The sequence below is a fragment of the Curtobacterium sp. YR515 genome (genome assembly GCF_900113095.1).
Lineage (GTDB): Bacteria > Actinomycetota > Actinomycetes > Actinomycetales > Microbacteriaceae > Curtobacterium.
Window position 1 is genome coordinate 479,732 of the sequence record NZ_FOOD01000002.1, and the last position, 17,672, is coordinate 497,403.

The window sequence follows — 17,672 nt, forward strand, 5'->3', positions numbered from 1 at the left end:
GACGGGGGCGGCCGGCTGGGAACGGCCGCGAAGACCCACAGCCAGCGGCGCGGTTCCCCAGGTCTGGGGACTGGTACGGCAGGCCGATCCGGGGGATACCTGATGTCGTGTCCCGCACCCGTCGTCTCGCCCTCGTCGCGAGCATCGTCACCGCCGCCTGCCTCGTCGCCGGCGGATCCCTCGTCGTCGGCACGGCCGTCGTGTCGGCGAGCACCGCCGCAGCCGAGCGCGCACCGTCCGTGGGTCGCGCCTCCGCCGCGCCGGTCGAACGTGCGGACACCCGAGCCGCAGCCGGCGGAACAGCTGTCCGTGCCGCCACACCGGACGACGCCGTGACCGGGGCGCTCGGCTCCGGCGACCGGTCCGGCGCGGTCACCTTCGCGTACGCGGGCGACTCCATCACGGCACGGCCGGACTCCTGGCTCCACGACCTCGTGCCGGACACCCGGTTCCACGCCGTCGGCGGCTACGCGCACAGCGGGTACCGGTCCGACGAGGTCCTCCACGAGATCGGCCCCGTGCCGGACGCGGACGTCCTCGTCGTCGAGCTCGGCACGAACGACGTGAACCAGGCGATCCCGACCGCGACGACGATCGCGAACGTGGACGCCGTCGTCCGGAAGGTCGGTGCGCGGCACGTCCTCGTCGTCTCCGGCCCGCCGTCGAACTGGACCTGGAGCCAGTGGGGCGCCGACCGCCGCGCGGGACAGCTCGTCCTCAGCCGGGCGCTGGAGCGCGACGCGGCGGAGCACGGCTGGTCGTACGTCGACCCGTTCGCCGGGTTCCGGCAGGCGGACGGGGCCTGGGTCCGGGGTGCGTCGGCGGACGGCATCCACGGCGACGCGGCGACGAACGTCGTCGTCGCGCGCGTGATGGCGACGGCGATCACGCGCGCCGCGCGCTGATCGAGACGCGACCAGGGTCGGACAGGAGGGGCGGGGCGGCACTCCTCCCTCGCAGGCTCGGTCGGCGCGCCCCGCGCAACGCTTCGCGTTGCCGCTGAGCGGGGCGCGCTCCCGTCCGTCAGTCAGTCACTCGGGCAGCGGCTCGGCGAACGTCCGGAACGCACCGCGCTCGGTGTGGATCGCCCACAGGCGGTCCGCGATCGACGCACCGGAGTGCTCGGGCTGCCCGTCGTCGATGCCGAACGGGATGATGAGCTGGCCGACGTGGACGTCCTCGTCACGGACGGCGTCGTGCAGCAGCTGCGCGTAGGCGCTCTCGCCCGCGAACGCCACGGACGTGCCGGTGACCCGAGCACCCGGGCGCACCGCGCTGCCGCCGTTCACGAACAGGATCGTGCCGTGCCCGATCGCGCGCATGCCGGGCAGCACCTGGCGGACGGCGTTGACCGAGCCGTAGATCGAGAACTCGATCGGGCCGACCAGGTCCTCCGCCGTGGTCTCGAGCACCGGGCGCATGTACTCCTTGGCGGGCAGCGGGCTGTACTGCAGCACCTCGATCGGCCCGAGCTGCTCGGTCGCACGCTCGAGGGCGCCGCGGAGGGAGTCCCCGTCGCGGACGTTCGCGGCGAAGCCGGCGGCGGTGTACCCGTGCTCCCGGAGGCCGGCGGCGAGGGAGTCCAGGCGGTCCTGGTTGCGGGAGAGCAGGGCGATCGAGAAGCCCTCGCGGGCGAAGCGCTCGGCGACGGCGAGGCCGAGGCCCTTGCCGGCTCCGACGATGGCGATGGTGGTCATGAGGTGGTCCTTCCGGTGGTGTGGGGTCGTGCGAGGACGAGCAGTCCCCAGAGCGACACGAGCGCGCCACCGAGGACGAGGACGGCCATCGGGACGGCGGTGTCCGAGCCGCCGAGTCCCGCGATCGGAGCGGTCACGCCGGCCGTCGTCCACTGAACCAGACCGAGCACGGCTGAGCTCGTCCCGGGATGTGCGGGGACGGCGGACGATGCGAGGGCCCCACCGTTCGTGACGACCAGCCCGTTGCCGATCATGAGCACGAAGAAGCCGATCAGGGCCACGATCAGCGGCATCCCGAACCAGATCGCGCCGATGAGCATGCCCGCGCCGGCGACGCCCATGCAGGCCTGCCCGACGAGGATGATGCGTCTCGTGGACACCCGGCCGGCGAGTCGGGCGGCCACGAGGGACGCGATCGTCATCGCTCCCGCGTTCGCCGCGAAGTCGATCGCGTACGCCGTCGGCGACAGTCCGTTCATGGTCTGCAGCACGAACGGCGAGGTCGCGACGTACGCGAACACCCCGACGAACGCAGCGCACGCGGTGACGACGTAGCCGACGAACCGTCGATCACCGAGGACCTGCCGCGCCGCGAGCCGGAACGTGCGCAGGCCGCCGGCGTGCCGTCGGTCCCGTGGGAGGGACTCGGGGACGACGACGGCCGCGGTCACGCACATGAGCACCCCGAGGCCGGCGAGGACCCAGAACGTGGTCCGCCAGTCACCGAACCCCAGGATCGCGGCGCCGAACAGCGGCCCGAGCACCGGTGCGATCCCGCCGATGCCCATCACGACGTTGAGGACCCGGACGAGCTGGGCGCCGTGGGCGAGGTCGACGACCACCGACCGGGCGATCACCATCACCCAACCGCCCGCGAACCCCTGCACGAGGCGCGCCGCCGTGAGCACGCCGATCGACGGGGCGAGCGCGCACACGACCGAGGCCGCGACGACGAGCAGCGTGCCGGCGAGCAGCGGCAGGCGGCGCCCGCGCTGGTCGGAGAACGGTCCGCCGACGAGCTGCCCGAGGCCCATGCCCGCGAAGAACGTCGTGAGGGTCAGCTGCACGGCGGACGCGCTCGTGCGGAACTCGGCCTCGACGGTCGGGAACGCGGTGACGTACATGTCGGTCGCGAGCGGCGCGACCGCGGTGAGGAACACGACGGCGGCGACGAGGGCCGTCGGCACGGCGCGGGCGGTCGGGGGAGCGGGCGGGGTCACGGTGGCGGGCACGGACCCATCGAACGGCTGGTCGGTGCGCTGGTGGGAGTCCCTGCCGACAGGGGTTCCACCGCAACCCCCGTCACCCAGGGGATTCCCGACCGCCGCGTGTGCAATCGACCCACGACCCGGGAGGACCACCGTGCACACCACCGCTCGCACCCGCCGCACCCTGTCCGCCCTCGGCGCCTTCGCCGCTGCGGCCCTCGTCCTCGCGGCCTGCACCGACGACGACGCCCGCACGCTCGAGGGTCGGGCGACCGCCACGAGCAGCCCCTCGTCGAGCGCCACGACCCCCGCGGCGAGCGCCGCCGGACAGCTCGAACCCGGGGGCGAGACGACCGACATCGCCACCGGACTGGACGCCCCGTGGTCGGTGGTCCGCACCGGTGACGACGGCGACGCCCTGATCAGCGAGCGGGACTCGGCGACGGTGCTCGAACTGACCGGCGCCGGGAAGACGCGCGAGGTCGGCACGATCGCGGGCGTCCGGCACGGCGGTGAGGGCGGTCTGCTCGGACTCGCGCTGCACGAGGGCGACCTGTTCGTGTACTCGACGGGCGACGACGGCAACCGCATCCAGCGCTACGACCTGTCCGGGAGCGCCGGGTCCTACGCGCTCGGGGACGCCACGACCGTGATCGACGGGCTGCCGTCGAACAGCTTCCACAACGGCGGCCGGATCGCGTTCGGCCCGGACGGCATGCTCTACGCGAGCGTCGGCGACGCCGGTACCGGTTCGGACGCGCAGGACCGGGACTCGCTCGCGGGGAAGATCCTGCGGCTGACCCCGGACGGCCAGGTCCCCGGCGGCAACCCGTTGCCCGGGTCCCCGGTGTGGAGCCTCGGCCACCGGAACGTGCAGGGCATGGGGTGGACGGCCGACGGCACGATGTTCGCGTCGGAGTTCGGGCAGGACACCTGGGACGAGCTCAACGTCATCGAGAAGGGGAGGGACTACGGCTGGCCGGAGGTCGAGGGCACCGGCGGCACGAGCAAGGGCTTCGTCGACCCCGTGCAGCAGTGGGCCACCGACGACGCCTCACCGAGCGGCTTGGCGGTGATCGACGACACAGTGTTCATCGCGAACCTCCAGGGCGAGGTCGTGCGCGCCGTGCCGGCCGACGCCCCCTCGACGTCGACCGAGTACTTCGCGGGGGACTTCGGCCGCATCCGCACGGTGCTCGAGGGTCCCGAGGGTGCCCTGTGGTTCGTCACGAACAACACCGACGGGCGTGGCGACCCGACGGACGGCGACGACCGGATCGTGTCGGTGCCGCTCGCGACGAGCTGAGCCCGAGCGACGGACCCCGACCAGCACGAGGACCCAGCACGGGGGTTCCGGCAGCACCTCGCTCGCCCCCGCCCAGCCGAAGTACCGTGACCGGCATGGACCACCGCGACGAAGCCCGCGACTTCCTCTCCGGCCGCCGCGCCCGCATCACACCGGAGCAGGCCGGCGTCGAGACGTTCGGCACCCGCCGCCGCGTCACCGGGCTGCGCCGCGAGGAGGTCGCCCGGCTGGCCGGCGTGAGCATCGACTACTACACCCGGCTCGAACGCGGGAACCTGCAGGGCGTCTCGGACAGCGTGCTCGACGCCATCGCGGGCGCACTCCACCTCGACCCGGCCGAGCACGAGCACCTGCGGGACCTCGCCCGCCACCAGAACGCCACGCCCCGCCGTGCCGCCGCGGTCACACCGGTGGCGGCGGTGCGCCCGGAGCTCCAGTACCTGCTCGACGCCATCGCCGACGCCCCCGCGATGATCGTCAACAACCGACAGGACATCGTCGCCGCGAACACGCTCGGCTGGGCGATGCACTCGGACCTCGTCGCGGCGCGCGCACGGCCCTGCAACTTCTCGCGGTTCATCTTCCTCGACCCGCAGGCACGGAACTTCTACCTCGACTGGCAGCGCGCGGCGCACACGAACGTCGCGATCCTCCGGCGCGAGGCCGGGCGGACGCCGAACGACCCCGGGCTCGCGGCGCTGATCGGCGAGCTCTCGATGCGGAGCGACGACTTCCGCGCGCTCTGGGCGGCGCACGACGTCCGCCGGCACTACGCGGGGGTGAAGTCGTTCCGGCACGCGGTGGTCGGTCCGCTCGAGCTGCACTTCCAGACGCTCGAGCTCACCGAGGACCCGGGGCTCGCGCTGACGATCTACCCGGCGACGCCCGGGAGCCCGACGGCGGACGCGCTGCGGCTGCTCGCCTCGTGGGCGGCGACGGAGCGCATCGTGGAGCGTGCGCGCGAGCGCGTCTGACGCGGTGGTCGCGCCCACCTGCGGGACTGGAGGGACGGTGCCGGCCCGCACCGCGCCTCCAGGCCCCACCGGGTCGCGTCAGGCCTCCGGGATCACCCGTTCGAAGCGGCTCGTGTCGGTCCCGTCCGGGTCCGGCCCGCCGCGACGACCGGTGTCGAGGGCGTCGAGCGCTGCGAGCTCGTCGTCGGAGAGCACGAAGTCGAACACGTCGAAGTTCTCGGCGATGCGCCCGGGGTTCGTGGACTTCGGGATCGCGTTGCGGCCCTGCTGCACGTGCCACCGGAGCATCACCTGCGCCGGGGTCTTGCCGTGCGCCTCGCCGATGGCCCGGATCGTCGGGTCGTCGAGCACGCTGACCCGCTCGTCGCCCCAACCCGGGTAGAAGGTGATGCCACCGATCGGCGACCACGCCTGGTCGAGGATGCCGTGCTCGGCGTCGGCGCGCTGCACGTCCGGCTGCGTGAAGTACGGGTGCAGCTCGACCTGGTTGAGCGCCGGGATCACGTCCGTGGCGTCCAGGAGCGACCGGAGGTGGTGCGGCATGAAGTTGCTCACGCCGATCGCGCCGACACGGCCCTCGGCGTACAGCCGCTCGAGCGCCCGGTACGCCGCGATGGTCTGCTCGAAGCGGTCGGGTGCGGGCTGGTGCAGGATCAGGACGTCGACGTGGTCGAAGCCGAGCTTGCCGGTCGCCTTGTCGAACGCGTGCAGGGTCTCGTCGAGGCCGTAGTCGGAGACCCAGATCTTCGTCTCGACGACGATCTCGTCGCGGTCGACACCCGAGGCGCGGATGCCCTCGCCGACCTCGCGCTCGTTGCCGTACGCGGCGGCGGTGTCGATGTGGCGGTACCCGGTCTCGAGCGCGGTGCGCACGGCGTCGACCGTCTCGGCCGGCGCGCTCTGGAAGACGCCGAACCCGATCGCGGGGATCTCGAGTCCGTTGTTGAGGGTGAGTGTGTCCATGTCCACGACGCTACGACCGCCCGGACCGACCTGACGGGTACCAGCAGCCCCTGCTCCGACCTGTCGATCGGACCTACCGTGGAGGACATGGACACGAGAGACGAAGTCCGCGACTTCCTCCGCACCCGCCGCGAGCGCGTCACGCCGCAGCAGGTCGGGTTGCCCGACTTCGGCGGCGCGCGACGGGTGAAGGGCCTTCGCCGCGAGGAACTCGCCCTCATCGCGGGCATGAGCGTCGACTACTACATCCGCCTCGAGCGGGGGAACCTCACCGGGGTGTCCGAGAGCGTCCTCGGATCGTTGTCCCGGGCGCTCCGGCTCGACGACGCCGAGCACGCGCACCTGTTCGACCTCGCCCGTGCGCAGAACGCCTCGGCGACGACGCGTCGGAAGACCCCGACGTCGAAGGTCCGGCCGAACGTGCAGCGGGTGCTCGACTCGATGACCGCTCCCGCGTGGGTGCGGAACGGCCGGTCGGACTTCCTGGCCGGCAACGCCCTCGCCCGTGCGGTCTACGCGCCGCTCTTCCTCGACCCGTCCGGTACCCCGAACACCGCGCGCTTCGCCTTCCTCGACCCCCGCGGTCGCGAGTTCTGGCGCGACTGGGACAGCGTGACCGGAGACATGGTCGCCGTGCTCCGTGCCGAAGCGGCCCGGTCCCCGTACGACCGCGGGCTGACGGACCTCATCGGGGAGCTCTCCACCCGCAGCGAGGAGTTCCGCCAGCGCTGGGCCGCGCACGACGTGATGCGGCACCGGTCCGGCATCAAGCACGTGCACCACCCCGAGGTCGGCGACCTCGACCTGACGTACGAGACGATGGAGCTCGTCACGGACACCGGGCTGACGCTCATCGTCTACGGCGCGGAGCCCGGCTCGCCGTCCGAGGAGCGCCTGCAGCTCCTCGCCAACCTCGCGGCGACCACGGTCGCCGCCGTCCCGGAGAGGGAGGACGCATGAGCGAGACCGACTCGATCCGGATCACCCGCCCCGCGGAGCCGCTGACGTTCCTCGAGCGGGTCCGGTTCCGCCTGCGTGCCGAGCGCGAGATCGAGGAACTCACGCGCGACCGCGCGCGCGAGGACCGCATCCGCGCCGAGGCGGCCGTCCGGCTCGCACCGGGGCCGTGGCACCTCGCGGAGCTGTTCCGGCGGCGTCCGTGACCGACCGTGCGGGGATGACGCCCGCGCGCACGCTGCTGTTCGCGGTCGCCGGGGGCGCGGCCGTCGGCAACCTCTACTGGGCGCAGCCGCTCCTCGACGACATCGCGTCCTCGCTCGGGACGTCCGCCGCGGTCGCCGGGCTGCTCGTCACGCTCACCCAGGTCGGGTACGCGCTGGGCATCCTGCTCGTGGTGCCGCTCGGCGACGTGCTCGACCGACGACGCCTGATCCCCGGGGTGCTCGTCGCGTCCGCGGTCGCGCTGCTGTTCGCCGCCGTGGCCCCGTCGTTCGCCGTGCTGCTGGTGGCGCTCGCGCTCGTCGGCCTCACCACCGTCGCCGGGCAGCTGCTCATCCCGCTGGCCGGGGACCTCGCCGATCCCTCGTCCCGCGGGCGGGTCGTGGGCACGATCGCCTCCGGGGTCCTCACCGGCATCCTCGTGTCGCGGACGGTCAGCGGGCTCGTCGCGGACGCGTTCGGCTGGCGCGCGATCTACGTGGTCGCCGCCGTCGCGGCCCTGCTGTTCGCCGTGCTGCTCCGGCGGGCGATCCCCGAGCTCGACCGGCGCGACCGGGTGCGGTACCCCACGCTCATCGCCTCGGTGTTCCGTGCCGTCGCCGCGCACCGGGCCGTGCGGGTGACCCTCGTCATCAGCTCCGCGATGTTCGCCGTCTTCACGATGTTCTGGACCGCGCTGACGTTCCTGCTCAGCGCCGAGCCGTTCGGGTACTCCACGAGCGCGATCGGGCTCGTCGGTCTGGCCGGGCTCGCCGGGGCGGTCGCCGCGCAGCGGGTCGGTCGGCTGCACGACCGCGGGGTGTCCGTGCCGGTGACCGGTGCGGCGATCGTCGTCGTGCTCGTCTCGCTCGTGGTCGCGGGCCTCGGAGCGCGGTCGATCGTGGTCGTCCTCGTCGCGGTCGTCCTGCTGGACGTCGGTGTGCAGGCGACGAACGTCCTCAACCAGACCCGGCTCTTCGCGATCGACCCGGCGGCGCGCAGCCGACTCAACACCGCGTTCGTCACCGCGAACTTCATCGGCGGGGCGATCGGCTCGGCACTCGCCTCGGTGCTGTGGAACGCCGGCGGGTGGACCGCGGTCACCGTGGGCGGAGCGGTCCTGGTCGGGTTCGCCCTGACGGTCTGGGCGGTCCACCGCCGCCGCGGGCTGGTGGTCACCGCCCGCGCCTGACCTCAGATCGCGAGCTCGACGTCGTGTCCGTTGACCGTCACGATGATCCGGGGGTTCTGTGCCCCCGCCGCGGTGATGTAGCTCCGGAGTGTCGAGAGGAGCATGTCCTCCCGACGCTCCATCTGGGACACCGCGCCCTGGCTGATCCCCAGTTCGTGGGCGATCTCGACCTGGGTCCGCTTACCGGCTTCCCGCACCATCGCGAGGCTCATGGCGTAGATCCGGTCGAGCTCGTCCGCCTCCGTCTCGAGCGCCGCCACGGCGTCGGCCATGCCGGGGCGCTCGAGCATCCGCTCGAGTCGGTCGTTGCCGTGCACGAAGTCCTTCTCGCCCATCATGCTTCCTTCGTCTCGTTGACCCACCGGTCGATCAGTCGGTCGGCTCGGACGCCGACCGTGTCGTAGAACACGTCACCCATCGCGGCCTTGTCGCCGGAGAACAGCGCGATGACGACACGGTCCGTGCCCGGCGGGAACCAGCAGATCAACCGGAGCGCGGTCCCCTGGACGTACGGGTGCGACACCCGCCAAACGACGTGCTCCTTCGACTGCCGGACCCGCTTGATCACTGCGGTGTCCTGGCCAGTCGATCTGCATGCAGCGCACATTAGCCAAGGCTGATATTAGCCGCAACTGATCACAGGCGCAAGCACAACCTCAGACGACGAGGGGGCGCGCGACGTCCACCTCGCCGTGCTCCACCAGCCAGCGGAACGCGTCGAGGACCGTCGCCTCGGCCGTCCAGGCGGGCTCGTAGCCGAGCAGCCGCCGCGGCTTCTCGGTGCTGAACACCTGGCTGCGCGACAGGTGCTCCCAGCTCGCACCGGCGTGCTCCGGAGCCGTGGTCTCGCGGAACCGGTCCCACGAAACGGACTCGAGCCGCGCCTCCTGGCCGAACCACGACGCGACCAGGTGCGCGTACCCGCGTGCCGTGAGCGCCGTCGGAGCCGTGACGAAGAAGTCCTCGCCGGCCGCGGCGTCCCGGTGCTCGACCGCGAGCTGGAAGGCCTGTGCGACGTCGTCGGCGTGCACGTGCGCCATCGTCTCGGCACCGAGGCCGGGGACCTCGACGGGCTCGCCGGCGGACAGCTTCGTCCACACCGTCGGGTCGAGGTTGCCGAGCGGACCGATGGGCATCCAGCCCGGTCCGCTGATGTGACCGGGGTGCAACGAGGTCGTCACCAAACCCCCTTCGGCAGTTTCACGCTTGAGCATCCGGGCGATCGCGTCCTTCTGCACGCCGTAGTCGCCGAACGGCTCGGTCGCGTTCTCCTCGATGACGGGCAGCACGTGCGAGACCCCGGCACGCCAGATCGACCCGCAGTGCACGAGGTGGGTAGCGCTGCCGCGGAGGGCAGTGACGAGTGCCTCGGCGGACGGCATCGTGAAGCAGACGAGGTCGACGACGGCGTCGGCGCGGAGTGCGGCGATCCGGTCGCCGAACGTGCCGTCGCGGTCCTCCTGCTCGCGGTCGGCGGTGACCCGTTCGACCTGGTGCCACTCGGGGGAGTCGGCGTACGGGGTGCTGCTGCCGCGGGTGACGGTCACGACGTCGTGACCGGCGCGGACGAGACGGGGGACGAGGAACGTGCCGATGTGGCCGGTGGCTCCGATGACGACGATGCGCATGCCGGTCACGCTAGGCGCACGCGACTGGGCGTGGCAGGCCCGGACGGAACCCCTGTGCCGGACGGGAGGGACGGTGCGGGCCCGCACCGCGCCTCCCGTCCGTCAGCGGGTCGGCTCCAGGGCCGGGAGCGGCTGGTCCGAGTCCGCCGTGTGCGTCAGTCGCGCCATCAGGGGCGCGACCGGCCGCGAGGTCAGGACGTGGTGTGCGGCGCGCTGCGCCGCGAGACCGAGCTTCGTCTGCGGGTACGCGAAGTGCTTGATCCCGGACGGCATGGTCTGGATCCGGTCGACGAGCGGCCGCATCCACGCCTCGAAGGCCCCGAGTGCCGCGGTGGTGTCGGACTCGTCGGCGAGGGACGCGGCGAGGACGTACCCGGCGGTGAGCGCCAGCGAACTCCCGCCGCCGCCCATCGGTGTCACGCACCAGGCCGCGTCGCCGAGCAGCACGACGGAACCCCGGTGCCAGCTCGGGGCGTGGATCTGCGTGAGGTCGTCGACGTAGACGTCGTCCGACTGCTCGAACCCGTCGAGCACCCGGTCGGTCTGCCAGCCGGCGCCGGCGTAGCGGTCGCGCCGGTCGGGGACCTCGCCGTCGTCGTTGGTGTACGCGAGCATCGCCCTCGTCGTGCCGTGGTTGTCGGGCCGCAGGTGCACCTGTCGACCCTCGACGGCGTTGTACCAGCGCCAGGTGTCGTCGTCGGACGGGATCCGTGGGATCGTCCCGAACTCCATCGTGATGCCGAGCCGCCGGGGCTCGACGGTGAAGAGCAGGTCGCGGGTGCTCGAGCGGACACCCTCGGCGACGACGAGGAGCTCGGCCTGGAGCGTCGCGCCGCTCCGGGTGCGGACGGTGACGGGTCGTCCGTCCGAGCCGTCCTCGTCCACCGCGATCACGGCGTCGTCGAAGACCAGGCGCACGCGGTCCGGCAGCGCCTGCCGGATCGCGTCCGCGAAGTCGCCGCGCAGGACCTCGAGCTCCGCCGTCGCCCCCTCACCGGAGTCGTCGTCGGGCAGCCGGACGATGGTGTCCCCCTGCTCGTCGACGATCACCGTGCCGGTCTCGCCCGTGTTGGCCGAGCGGATCGCCTCGGTCAGCCCCATGCGGTCGAGGACCTCGCGGGCGACGCCCCGGACGTCGACGTTCTGGCCACCGGTGCGGAAGCCCGCCGAGCGCTCGAGGACGGTGACGTCCCAGCCCGTCCGGTCCAACCAGTAGGCGGCCGAGAGCCCGGCGATGCTGCCGCCGGTGACGAGGGCCCGACGCGGTGCCGTCACGAGGTGGTGATCACCTTGACGGAGCCGGCGATGGTCGCGGCGTCCTCGGCGAGCGCGACGACCGGGTCGGGGAGGCGGGTCGTGGCGCCGACGAGCTTGCGCGCACCCCAGCCGACGAAGCTGCCGACGATCGCGCCGACGCCGCCGAGGATCGCGCCCTCGATGCGCAGGTCGCGCCTGCCCGTCGTGCCGAGCGCGGCCCCGACGAGCGCTCCGGACGCCACGCGCCCGGCGAGGCCGGCGGGGGAGATCCGGTTCGGCGTCCCCGGCAGCTTGTCGCCGATGAGCTCACCGACGGCCGATGCGACGAGGACGCCACGGCCGAGGGGCGTGCTGAAGACCTTCCAGTCCTGCCACGAGCCCTTCAGCGAGGAGCGGTCGTGGTTCAGTGCCATGACGGCGAGCGGGGTGGCGCTCCGGCCGCCGCTGAGGATGCCCAGGACCAGGGTGCGGACCAGGGTGTGCTGCTCGTTCTTCGTGCTCATCGGTGCTCCTGTCGTGTCGGTTCGGAAACTACTCTTGCGCTCCTGGTACTCAGCGTTACTATGTACCAGTAGTCAGCGTCACTGAGTACAGCGCACGACACACGGCACCGACCGCAGGAGGCACGCATGCCCAAGCAGGAGACCGAGATGCTCAAGGGCATCCTCGAGGGGATCGTCCTCGCCGTGCTCGCCGGCCGCCCGGCCCACGGGTACGACATCACCGCCTCGCTCCGGGAGCAGGGGTTCACCGACATCGCCGAGGGCACCGTCTACGCCCTGCTCGTCCGCATCGAGCAGCGCGGCCTCGTCGACGTCGAGAAGGTCCCGTCGGAGAAGGGCCCGCCCCGCAAGGTGTTCACGCTGAACGCCCGCGGGCAGGAGCAGCTCGACGACTTCTGGCGGGCGTGGACCTTCCTCGCCGAGCGGCTCGACCACCTCCGGCACACCACCAGCAGCACGAACGGACAGGACTGATCATGGGGATCTCGATCTCGGACATCACGACCAAGCTCATCGGCGACAAGAAGCGCTGGAAGCAGTACAAGGCCCGCACGGCAGCGCTGCCGACGAGCCACCGCACCGCCGTCGACGGCATCGAGCGGTACCTCATGTACACCGGCCCGAGCGACGGCGAGCAGCTCATGCGCATGCTCGACGACCTCGCGGACCTGTTCGAGCAGAGCGCCGCCGACGGCACGAGCGTCCGCGCGGTGGTCGGCGACGACCCGATCGCCTTCGCCGAGGACTTCAAGGCGAACTACGGCCTCGGGTCGTGGCTCAGCAAGGAGCAGCAGCGCCTCGTCGACGCGATCGCGGCGGCCGATGCGGACGGGGAGCCGTCGTGACCGCGGCGATCCGGGTCCGGGGGCTCGAGAAGTCCTTCGGCGACCTGCGCGTCCTCCGTGGGGTCGACCTCGACGTCGAGGCCGGCTCCGTGGTCGCCCTGCTCGGGTCGAACGGCGCGGGCAAGACGACCGCGATCCGCATCCTCGCGACCCTGACGACGTCCACCGCCGGCACCGCGTCGGTCGCGGGGCACGACGTGGCCGCCGATCCGGGTGCGGTCCGCGAGGCGATCAGCCTCACCGGGCAGTTCGCCGCCGTGGACGAGGTGCTGACCGGCCGCGAGAACCTCGTCCTCGTCGCACGGCTCCGGCACCTCCGGCACGCCGGGCGCATCGCCGACGAGCTGCTCGACCGGTTCTCGCTCACGGATGCCGGGTCCCGCCGCGCGGGGACGTACTCGGGCGGGATGCGCCGCCGGCTCGACATCGCGATGAGCCTGATCGGCGACCCGTCGGTGGTCTTCCTCGACGAGCCGACGACCGGCCTCGACCCCGAGGCCCGCATCGAGGTCTGGGACGCCGTCCGCGCCCTCGCCGCGAGCGGCACCACGGTCCTGCTCACGACGCAGTACCTGGACGAGGCCGAGCAGCTCGCCGACCGGATCGCCATCCTGCACGAGGGCCGCATCATCGCCGACGGCACCCTCGCCGAACTCCAGCGACTGCTCCCGCCCGCGACGGTCGAGTACGTCGAGAAGCGCCCCACGCTCGAGGACGTCTTCCTCGCCGTCATCGGACACCGTCCCGACGCCGACACCACGAAGGCCGACACCACGAAGGAGGTGGCCTGATGTCCGCCCACCCGATCCACGACACCGCCGTCCTGACCGGGCGCTCCCTGCGACACGTGCTCCGCAGCCCGGACACGATCATCACCACCGCCGTGATGCCGATCGCCTTCCTGCTGCTGTTCGTGTACGTCTTCGGCGGCGCGATCGACACCGGGAGCACGCCGTACATCGACTACCTGCTGCCGGGGATCCTCCTCATCACGGTGGCGTCCGGGGTGGCGTACACCTCGTACCGGCTGTTCCTCGACCTGCAGGCGGGGATCGACGAGCGCTTCCGGTCGATGCCGATCGTGCGCGCGGCGTCGCTGTGGGCGCACGTGCTCACGTCCCTCGTCGCCAACACCGTGTCGGTGACCGTGGTGGTCGGGGTCGCCCTGCTCATGGGGTTCCGCAGCAGCGCGGGCGTCGGAGCGTGGCTCGCGGTGCTCGGGATCCTGGTGCTCTTCACGCTGGCGCTCACCTGGATCGCGGTCGTCGCTGGGCTCTCGGCGAAGTCGGTGGACGGCGCGAGTGCGTTCTCCTACCCGCTGATCTTCCTGCCCTTCATCAGCTCGGCGTTCGTGCCGACCGACTCCATGCCCGGGCCGGTCCGGTGGTTCGCGGAGCACCAGCCGGTGACGTCGATCGTGGACTCGATCCGTGCGCTGTTCGCCGGGCAGCCGCTCGACGCGGACCTGTGGGTGGCCCTCGCGTGGTGCGTCGGCATCCTGCTGGCCGCCTTCGGCGTCGCGACCCTCGTGCAGCGCCGGCGGGTCGGCTGACGCGACCGGCTGACGGACGGGAGGGACGGTGCCGGCCCGCACCGCGCCTCCCGTCCGCTGGTGCGCACCTCGCGCACCTCGCGCGCTGAGCCGCCGCGAGTAGCGTCCGACGCATGAGCAACGTCATCGTCCTCGGCGGCCACGGCAAGGTCGCACTCCTCGCCACCCGCATCCTCACCGACCGCGGCCACACCGTCACCTCGGTCATCCGCGACCCCGACCAGGCCGACGAGATCCGCGCACACGGCGGGCAGCCGCACGTCGCCGACATCCAGCAGCAGACCCTCACCGACTTCGCCGAGCTCATCCACGGACACGACGCCGTGGTCTGGTCGGCCGGTGCCGGCGGTGGATCGGCCGACCGCACCTGGGCGATCGACCGCGACGCGGCGATCCTGTCCGTGCAGGGGGCCGCGAAGGCCGGTGTCGACCGCTACGTCATGGTCTCCTGGTCCGGCTCGCTCCTCGACCACGGGGTGCCGCAGGACGACGACTTCTTCGCGTACGCGCAGTCGAAGATGATCGCCGACGCCGTCCTCCGCGACTCGGGGCTCCGCTGGACGGTCGTCGCGCCGAGCACCCTCACCGACGACGAGCCCACGGGTTCGGTCGACTGGGACGGCTCCTCGACGCAGGTCCCGCGCGGCGACGTCGCGCACGTGGTGGCCGACGCGGTCGAGGGCGACGAGACGATCGGCCGGACGATCCGGTTCAACACCGGTTCCACCCCGATCGCCGACTTCCTCCGCACGGCGGGCTGAGCGGTGGCGCGGAACCCCGAACCGTTCCGGGGCCGACTGGCCCTCGTGACCGGTGCGAGCGGCGGCATCGGCGAGTCGCTGGCGGAGGGCCTCGCCGCGGGTGGCGCCGACCTCGTCCTGGTCGCCCGGTCCGCCGACAAGCTCGACGCCGTCGCCTCGGGCATCCACGCACGCCACGGTGTGCGCGTGCGGGTGCTCCCGGCCGACCTGGCGACGGCCGACGGCGTCGACGAGGTGATCACGGCCCTCGACGGCACCCGCGTCGACGTCCTGATCGCGAACGCCGGGGTCGGGTGGCACGGCACCTTCGCCGAGCAGCCCGAGGACGGCATCCTGCAGCAGATCGCGCTCAACGAGACCGCGCTGGTCCGGCTGACGCGGGCGTTCCTGCCCGGCATGCTCGCCCGCGGCGTCGGCGGCGTGATGACCGTGGCCTCGACCGCGGCGTTCCAGCCCACCCCGCACATGGCGCTCTACGGCGCGACGAAGGCGTTCGTCCTGTCCTTCACCGAAGCCCTCTGGCAGGAGGCGCGCGGGCAGGGCGTCCGGGTGCTCGCCCTGTGCCCCGGACCGACCGCAACGGGCTTCTTCGACGCCGCCGGTGGCGGGTCGTTCCTCGAGGGCGGTCGGCAGTCGGCGGAGGAGGTCGCACGCGTCGGTCTGCGGGCGTTCTCCCGTGCCGGCGGACCCACGGTCGTCTCCGGCGCGCGCAACGCCGTCCTGGCGAGTGCGCACCGCTTCGTCCCCCGCGGCCTGATGACACGCATGTCCGCGATGGTGATGGAGTGACGAGCCCGACGGTCCTCTTCGTGCACGGCGCCCTCGTCCGTGACGGGGACTGGTGGTGGGCTCCGACCGGCGACCTGCTGCGCGAACGGACCGGGATCGTCAGCCGCGCCGTGGCCCTGCCGTCGTGCGGGGAGACCGACACCGGCGGCGGCTTGCAAGAGGACGCCGCCGCACTGCGCCGCGCCCTCGACGAGGTCCCCGACGCCATCGTCGTCGGACACTCCTACGGCGGGACCGTGATCGCCGAGGCGGGCCCGCACCCCGCGGTCCGGCACCTGCTGCTCGTGTCGAGCTACCTGCCGCCCGTCGGGGCGTCGCAGGGGTCGATCATGTCCAGCGAGCCGGACCCCGTCGCGGTGCGTCCGGACGCCGACGGGCGGATCGTCGTCGACGGGTACGACGAGCGGTCGTTCGGTGCCCGGTTCCTGCAGGACGCCGACGCCGCGACGCAGCGGGCGGCGTGGGACCGGGTCACCTCGCAGGACGTCCGCGCGTTCGGCACGCCGACGAGCGCCGAGGGGTGGGCCGGCGTGGACTCCACCGCGGTGGTGTGCGCCGAGGACCGCTCGACGACCGTCGCACTCCAGCGGGAGCACGCGGCGCGGGCCACCCGGTCGGTCGAACTCCCGACGGGGCACCACCCGTTCATCACCCGACCGGACCTCGTGGCCCGGCAGCTCGAGGCGTTCCTGCGCGACTGACCCGGGACCGCGGGCCGCTCGGCAGGTCGTCCCAGACGTCGGCCCAGATCGACTCGAAGTCCACCGGTCGGATCGCACCGGCACGGAGCGCCCGCTCCGGCACGGTCAACGCGTCGAGCGAGGCGCCGAGCAACCGGACGTCCCCGTGCACCTCGGGTCGCCCGGTGCCGTGGAAGGTCGTCACCGTCAGCGTCCGGACACCGGGACGGAGTCGACGAGCGGCCCGCCCGAGCACCAGGAAGCCGCCTGCGTACACCCCGACGGCGGCGACGGTCCCGAGGGCGGCGCGGGGTGCCAGCGCGGCCATCACGGCGATCGCCAGCAGTGCCCCCACGGCCGGCCACGCCGACCACGCGCGGAGCACCGCACGCTCGCGGCGGGTCGTACCAGGCGGGTAGACGACGAGGGTCCTCGTGCTCCACATCGTCCGGTCGACGGGACGCACCGAGTACCGGCCCCACACGTGCGGGCCGTCGACCACGCGTGTGCGCAGGTCGGAGACGGCGCTCACCGAACGACCTCGGCGCGGACCGGCACCACGACGTCGCGGTGCCGGATCGCGGTCACGCAGGGGAAGCAGAGCAGGTCGCCCTCGCGGACGTCCGCGGGCAACGGCGCCGGGAGCCGGTGGAAGGGACCGTCCTCCGCGCCGGCGCACGGGGTGAGGACGTACGTCCCGGTCGGGGCCGCCGTGCTCACCCGGCCGATGAGCCGCACCTGGTCGAGGACGGCGAACCGGGGGAGCACCGCGTCGAGTTCGAGCAGGACGACACCGGTCCGGGGGCGCCGCACGCGCAGCACCGACGCCACGGCGACGCTCACCTCGCCCGGCGTCCACGTGCGGGGTCGGTAGCGGGGCGGTGCCTGCTCGGCGGTGTGCACGCACGGTGTGCCGGCGAGTTCGGCCAGCCGGACCATCGACACGGCGGCGACCAGGACGTCCCCGGTCGTGGGTTCGGTGTGGGCGGGCCAGAGGGTCGGGTCCACGGGGTCGGGGAGGGACGCGCGGAGCGTCGGGAGGATCGCGGTCAGGGTCACCACTCCACGATCCGGCGGGGGCGGCCGTGCGGACAGCGTCCTGACGGATCGCTGACGCCGTCGGTCCGATCCCGTGCGCGGTCCTGACGCGGCGAGCGCG

The 17,672-nt window shown here is 72.8% G+C and carries 23 protein-coding genes; 13 read left to right on the forward strand and 10 right to left on the reverse strand.

The genetic code is table 11. The annotated features are described in order from the left end of the window. Positions 1-107: 107 nt before the first annotated feature. Entirely contained in the window at positions 108-905 is a 798-nt protein-coding gene (locus tag BM028_RS07035) for an SGNH/GDSL hydrolase family protein (RefSeq protein ID WP_070417540.1), read from the forward strand. Between the two features lie 126 nt (positions 906-1,031). On the opposite strand, the gene BM028_RS07040 is transcribed toward BM028_RS07035, so the two are convergent. Both BM028_RS07040 and BM028_RS07045 read right to left on the reverse strand, forming a co-directional pair. Beyond that, on the reverse strand, positions 1,032-1,697 hold the full coding sequence (locus tag BM028_RS07040) for an SDR family NAD(P)-dependent oxidoreductase (RefSeq protein WP_092385492.1): 666 nt from the start codon (positions 1,695-1,697) through the stop codon (positions 1,032-1,034). Next, complete coding sequence (locus tag BM028_RS07045; RefSeq protein ID WP_092385494.1) at positions 1,694-2,929, reverse strand: multidrug effflux MFS transporter; 1,236 nt, start codon at positions 2,927-2,929, stop codon at positions 1,694-1,696. Before BM028_RS07045 ends, BM028_RS07040 begins: the two co-directional genes overlap by 4 nt. A gap of 130 nt (positions 2,930-3,059) precedes the next feature. Between BM028_RS07045 and BM028_RS07050 the strand changes: the two genes are divergently transcribed. Both BM028_RS07050 and BM028_RS07055 read left to right on the forward strand, forming a co-directional pair. Continuing rightward, the gene (locus BM028_RS07050) at positions 3,060-4,211 is read left to right on the forward strand and encodes a PQQ-dependent sugar dehydrogenase (RefSeq protein ID WP_254789443.1); all 1,152 of its coding nucleotides are present in this window, start codon (positions 3,060-3,062) and stop codon (positions 4,209-4,211) included. 95 nt (positions 4,212-4,306) lie between these two features. Beyond that, complete coding sequence (locus BM028_RS07055) at positions 4,307-5,185, forward strand: helix-turn-helix transcriptional regulator (RefSeq protein ID WP_092385498.1); 879 nt, start codon at positions 4,307-4,309, stop codon at positions 5,183-5,185. Positions 5,186-5,263: 78 nt separating this feature from the next. Here BM028_RS07055 and BM028_RS07060 read toward each other — a convergent pair whose 3' ends face one another. Beyond that, positions 5,264-6,148 (reverse strand): aldo/keto reductase, encoded by an 885-nt coding sequence (locus BM028_RS07060; protein ID WP_092385500.1) that lies wholly within the window; start codon positions 6,146-6,148, stop codon positions 5,264-5,266. An 87-nt stretch (positions 6,149-6,235) separates the two neighbouring features. On the opposite strand from BM028_RS07060, the gene BM028_RS07065 reads away from it, so the two are divergent. The 3 genes from BM028_RS07065 to BM028_RS07075 are packed head-to-tail and all read left to right on the forward strand — an operon-like array spanning position 6,236 to position 8,498. Next, entirely contained in the window at positions 6,236-7,108 is an 873-nt protein-coding gene (locus BM028_RS07065) for a helix-turn-helix domain-containing protein (RefSeq protein WP_092385502.1), read from the forward strand. Further along, positions 7,105-7,311, forward strand: a complete 207-nt coding sequence (locus BM028_RS07070; protein ID WP_092385504.1) for a hypothetical protein — start codon at positions 7,105-7,107, stop codon at positions 7,309-7,311. The genes BM028_RS07065 and BM028_RS07070 overlap by 4 nt, the downstream gene beginning before the upstream one ends. Positions 7,312-7,325: 14 nt before the next feature. Then, the gene (locus BM028_RS07075; protein ID WP_092385506.1) at positions 7,326-8,498 is read left to right on the forward strand and encodes an MFS transporter; all 1,173 of its coding nucleotides are present in this window, start codon (positions 7,326-7,328) and stop codon (positions 8,496-8,498) included. A 2-nt stretch (positions 8,499-8,500) separates the two neighbouring features. Here BM028_RS07075 and BM028_RS07080 read toward each other — a convergent pair whose 3' ends face one another. From BM028_RS07080 to BM028_RS07100, 5 genes are all read right to left on the reverse strand, one after another. Next, positions 8,501-8,836, reverse strand: coding sequence for a sigma factor-like helix-turn-helix DNA-binding protein (locus BM028_RS07080; protein WP_217647232.1), 336 nt, complete (start codon positions 8,834-8,836; stop codon positions 8,501-8,503). Continuing rightward, positions 8,833-9,066, reverse strand: coding sequence for a hypothetical protein (locus tag BM028_RS07085; RefSeq protein ID WP_217647233.1), 234 nt, complete (start codon positions 9,064-9,066; stop codon positions 8,833-8,835). The genes BM028_RS07080 and BM028_RS07085 overlap by 4 nt, the downstream gene beginning before the upstream one ends. 88 nt (positions 9,067-9,154) lie before the next feature. Beyond that, positions 9,155-10,126, reverse strand: coding sequence for an NAD-dependent epimerase/dehydratase family protein (locus BM028_RS07090; RefSeq protein ID WP_092385818.1), 972 nt, complete (start codon positions 10,124-10,126; stop codon positions 9,155-9,157). 102 nt (positions 10,127-10,228) lie between these two features. Then, positions 10,229-11,401 carry an FAD-dependent monooxygenase gene (locus BM028_RS07095; RefSeq protein ID WP_092385508.1) on the reverse strand — a complete coding sequence of 391 codons (1,173 nt, stop codon included), beginning with the start codon at positions 11,399-11,401 and terminating at the stop codon, positions 10,229-10,231. Then, positions 11,398-11,886 carry a DUF4126 family protein gene (locus BM028_RS07100; RefSeq protein WP_070417531.1) on the reverse strand — a complete coding sequence of 163 codons (489 nt, stop codon included), beginning with the start codon at positions 11,884-11,886 and terminating at the stop codon, positions 11,398-11,400. Before BM028_RS07100 ends, BM028_RS07095 begins: the two co-directional genes overlap by 4 nt. A 126-nt stretch (positions 11,887-12,012) precedes the next feature. On the opposite strand from BM028_RS07100, the gene BM028_RS07105 reads away from it, so the two are divergent. The 7 genes from BM028_RS07105 (at position 12,013) to BM028_RS07135 (ending at position 16,534) form a co-directional block, all read left to right on the forward strand. Beyond that, positions 12,013-12,360: a PadR family transcriptional regulator gene (locus tag BM028_RS07105; protein WP_070417530.1), complete on the forward strand. Its 348-nt coding sequence runs from the start codon at positions 12,013-12,015 to the stop codon at positions 12,358-12,360. A 2-nt stretch (positions 12,361-12,362) separates the two neighbouring features. Then, positions 12,363-12,731, forward strand: coding sequence for a DUF1048 domain-containing protein (locus tag BM028_RS07110; protein ID WP_071294194.1), 369 nt, complete (start codon positions 12,363-12,365; stop codon positions 12,729-12,731). Continuing rightward, on the forward strand, positions 12,728-13,522 hold the full coding sequence (locus BM028_RS07115; RefSeq protein WP_092385510.1) for an ABC transporter ATP-binding protein: 795 nt from the start codon (positions 12,728-12,730) through the stop codon (positions 13,520-13,522). Before BM028_RS07110 ends, BM028_RS07115 begins: the two co-directional genes overlap by 4 nt. Continuing rightward, positions 13,522-14,283, forward strand: coding sequence for an ABC transporter permease (locus BM028_RS07120; RefSeq protein WP_092385512.1), 762 nt, complete (start codon positions 13,522-13,524; stop codon positions 14,281-14,283). Before BM028_RS07115 ends, BM028_RS07120 begins: the two co-directional genes overlap by 1 nt. 113 nt (positions 14,284-14,396) lie before the next feature. Beyond that, on the forward strand, positions 14,397-15,044 hold the full coding sequence (locus BM028_RS07125) for an SDR family oxidoreductase (RefSeq protein WP_070417526.1): 648 nt from the start codon (positions 14,397-14,399) through the stop codon (positions 15,042-15,044). 45 nt (positions 15,045-15,089) lie between these two features. Further along, entirely contained in the window at positions 15,090-15,833 is a 744-nt protein-coding gene (locus tag BM028_RS07130; RefSeq protein WP_217647234.1) for an SDR family NAD(P)-dependent oxidoreductase, read from the forward strand. Further along, complete coding sequence (locus BM028_RS07135) at positions 15,830-16,534, forward strand: alpha/beta fold hydrolase (RefSeq protein WP_092385514.1); 705 nt, start codon at positions 15,830-15,832, stop codon at positions 16,532-16,534. Before BM028_RS07130 ends, BM028_RS07135 begins: the two co-directional genes overlap by 4 nt. Here BM028_RS07135 and BM028_RS07140 read toward each other — a convergent pair. Together BM028_RS07140 and BM028_RS07145 are read right to left on the reverse strand one after the other, a co-directional pair. Next, a complete protein-coding gene (locus BM028_RS07140; RefSeq protein WP_092385516.1) occupies positions 16,482-17,045 on the reverse strand; it encodes a DUF6611 family protein in 564 nt (187 codons plus the stop codon). The genes BM028_RS07135 and BM028_RS07140 overlap by 53 nt on opposite strands. Then, positions 17,042-17,572 (reverse strand): hypothetical protein, encoded by a 531-nt coding sequence (locus BM028_RS07145; RefSeq protein WP_071294344.1) that lies wholly within the window; start codon positions 17,570-17,572, stop codon positions 17,042-17,044. The genes BM028_RS07140 and BM028_RS07145 overlap by 4 nt, the downstream gene beginning before the upstream one ends. Between the last annotated feature and the right edge of the window lie 100 nt (positions 17,573-17,672).

Bases quoted from the DNA above. Each gene is read 5' to 3' on its own strand.
- BM028_RS07090 (WP_092385818.1), bottom strand. From the start codon at position 10,126: ATGCGCATCGTCGTCATCGGAGCCACCGGCCACATCGGCACGTTCCTC.
- BM028_RS07040 (WP_092385492.1), bottom strand. From the start codon at position 1,697: ATGACCACCATCGCCATCGTCGGAGCCGGCAAGGGCCTCGGCCTCGCC.
- BM028_RS07070 (WP_092385504.1), top strand. From the start codon at position 7,105: ATGAGCGAGACCGACTCGATCCGGATCACCCGCCCCGCGGAGCCGCTG.
- BM028_RS07065 (WP_092385502.1), top strand. From the start codon at position 6,236: ATGGACACGAGAGACGAAGTCCGCGACTTCCTCCGCACCCGCCGCGAG.
- BM028_RS07055 (WP_092385498.1), top strand. From the start codon at position 4,307: ATGGACCACCGCGACGAAGCCCGCGACTTCCTCTCCGGCCGCCGCGCC.
- BM028_RS07125 (WP_070417526.1), top strand. From the start codon at position 14,397: ATGAGCAACGTCATCGTCCTCGGCGGCCACGGCAAGGTCGCACTCCTC.
- BM028_RS07105 (WP_070417530.1), top strand. From the start codon at position 12,013: ATGCCCAAGCAGGAGACCGAGATGCTCAAGGGCATCCTCGAGGGGATC.
- BM028_RS07110 (WP_071294194.1), top strand. From the start codon at position 12,363: ATGGGGATCTCGATCTCGGACATCACGACCAAGCTCATCGGCGACAAG.
- BM028_RS07080 (WP_217647232.1), bottom strand. From the start codon at position 8,836: ATGATGGGCGAGAAGGACTTCGTGCACGGCAACGACCGACTCGAGCGG.
- BM028_RS07120 (WP_092385512.1), top strand. From the start codon at position 13,522: ATGTCCGCCCACCCGATCCACGACACCGCCGTCCTGACCGGGCGCTCC.
- BM028_RS07075 (WP_092385506.1), top strand. From the start codon at position 7,326: ATGACGCCCGCGCGCACGCTGCTGTTCGCGGTCGCCGGGGGCGCGGCC.
- BM028_RS07100 (WP_070417531.1), bottom strand. From the start codon at position 11,886: ATGAGCACGAAGAACGAGCAGCACACCCTGGTCCGCACCCTGGTCCTG.
- BM028_RS07060 (WP_092385500.1), bottom strand. From the start codon at position 6,148: ATGGACACACTCACCCTCAACAACGGACTCGAGATCCCCGCGATCGGG.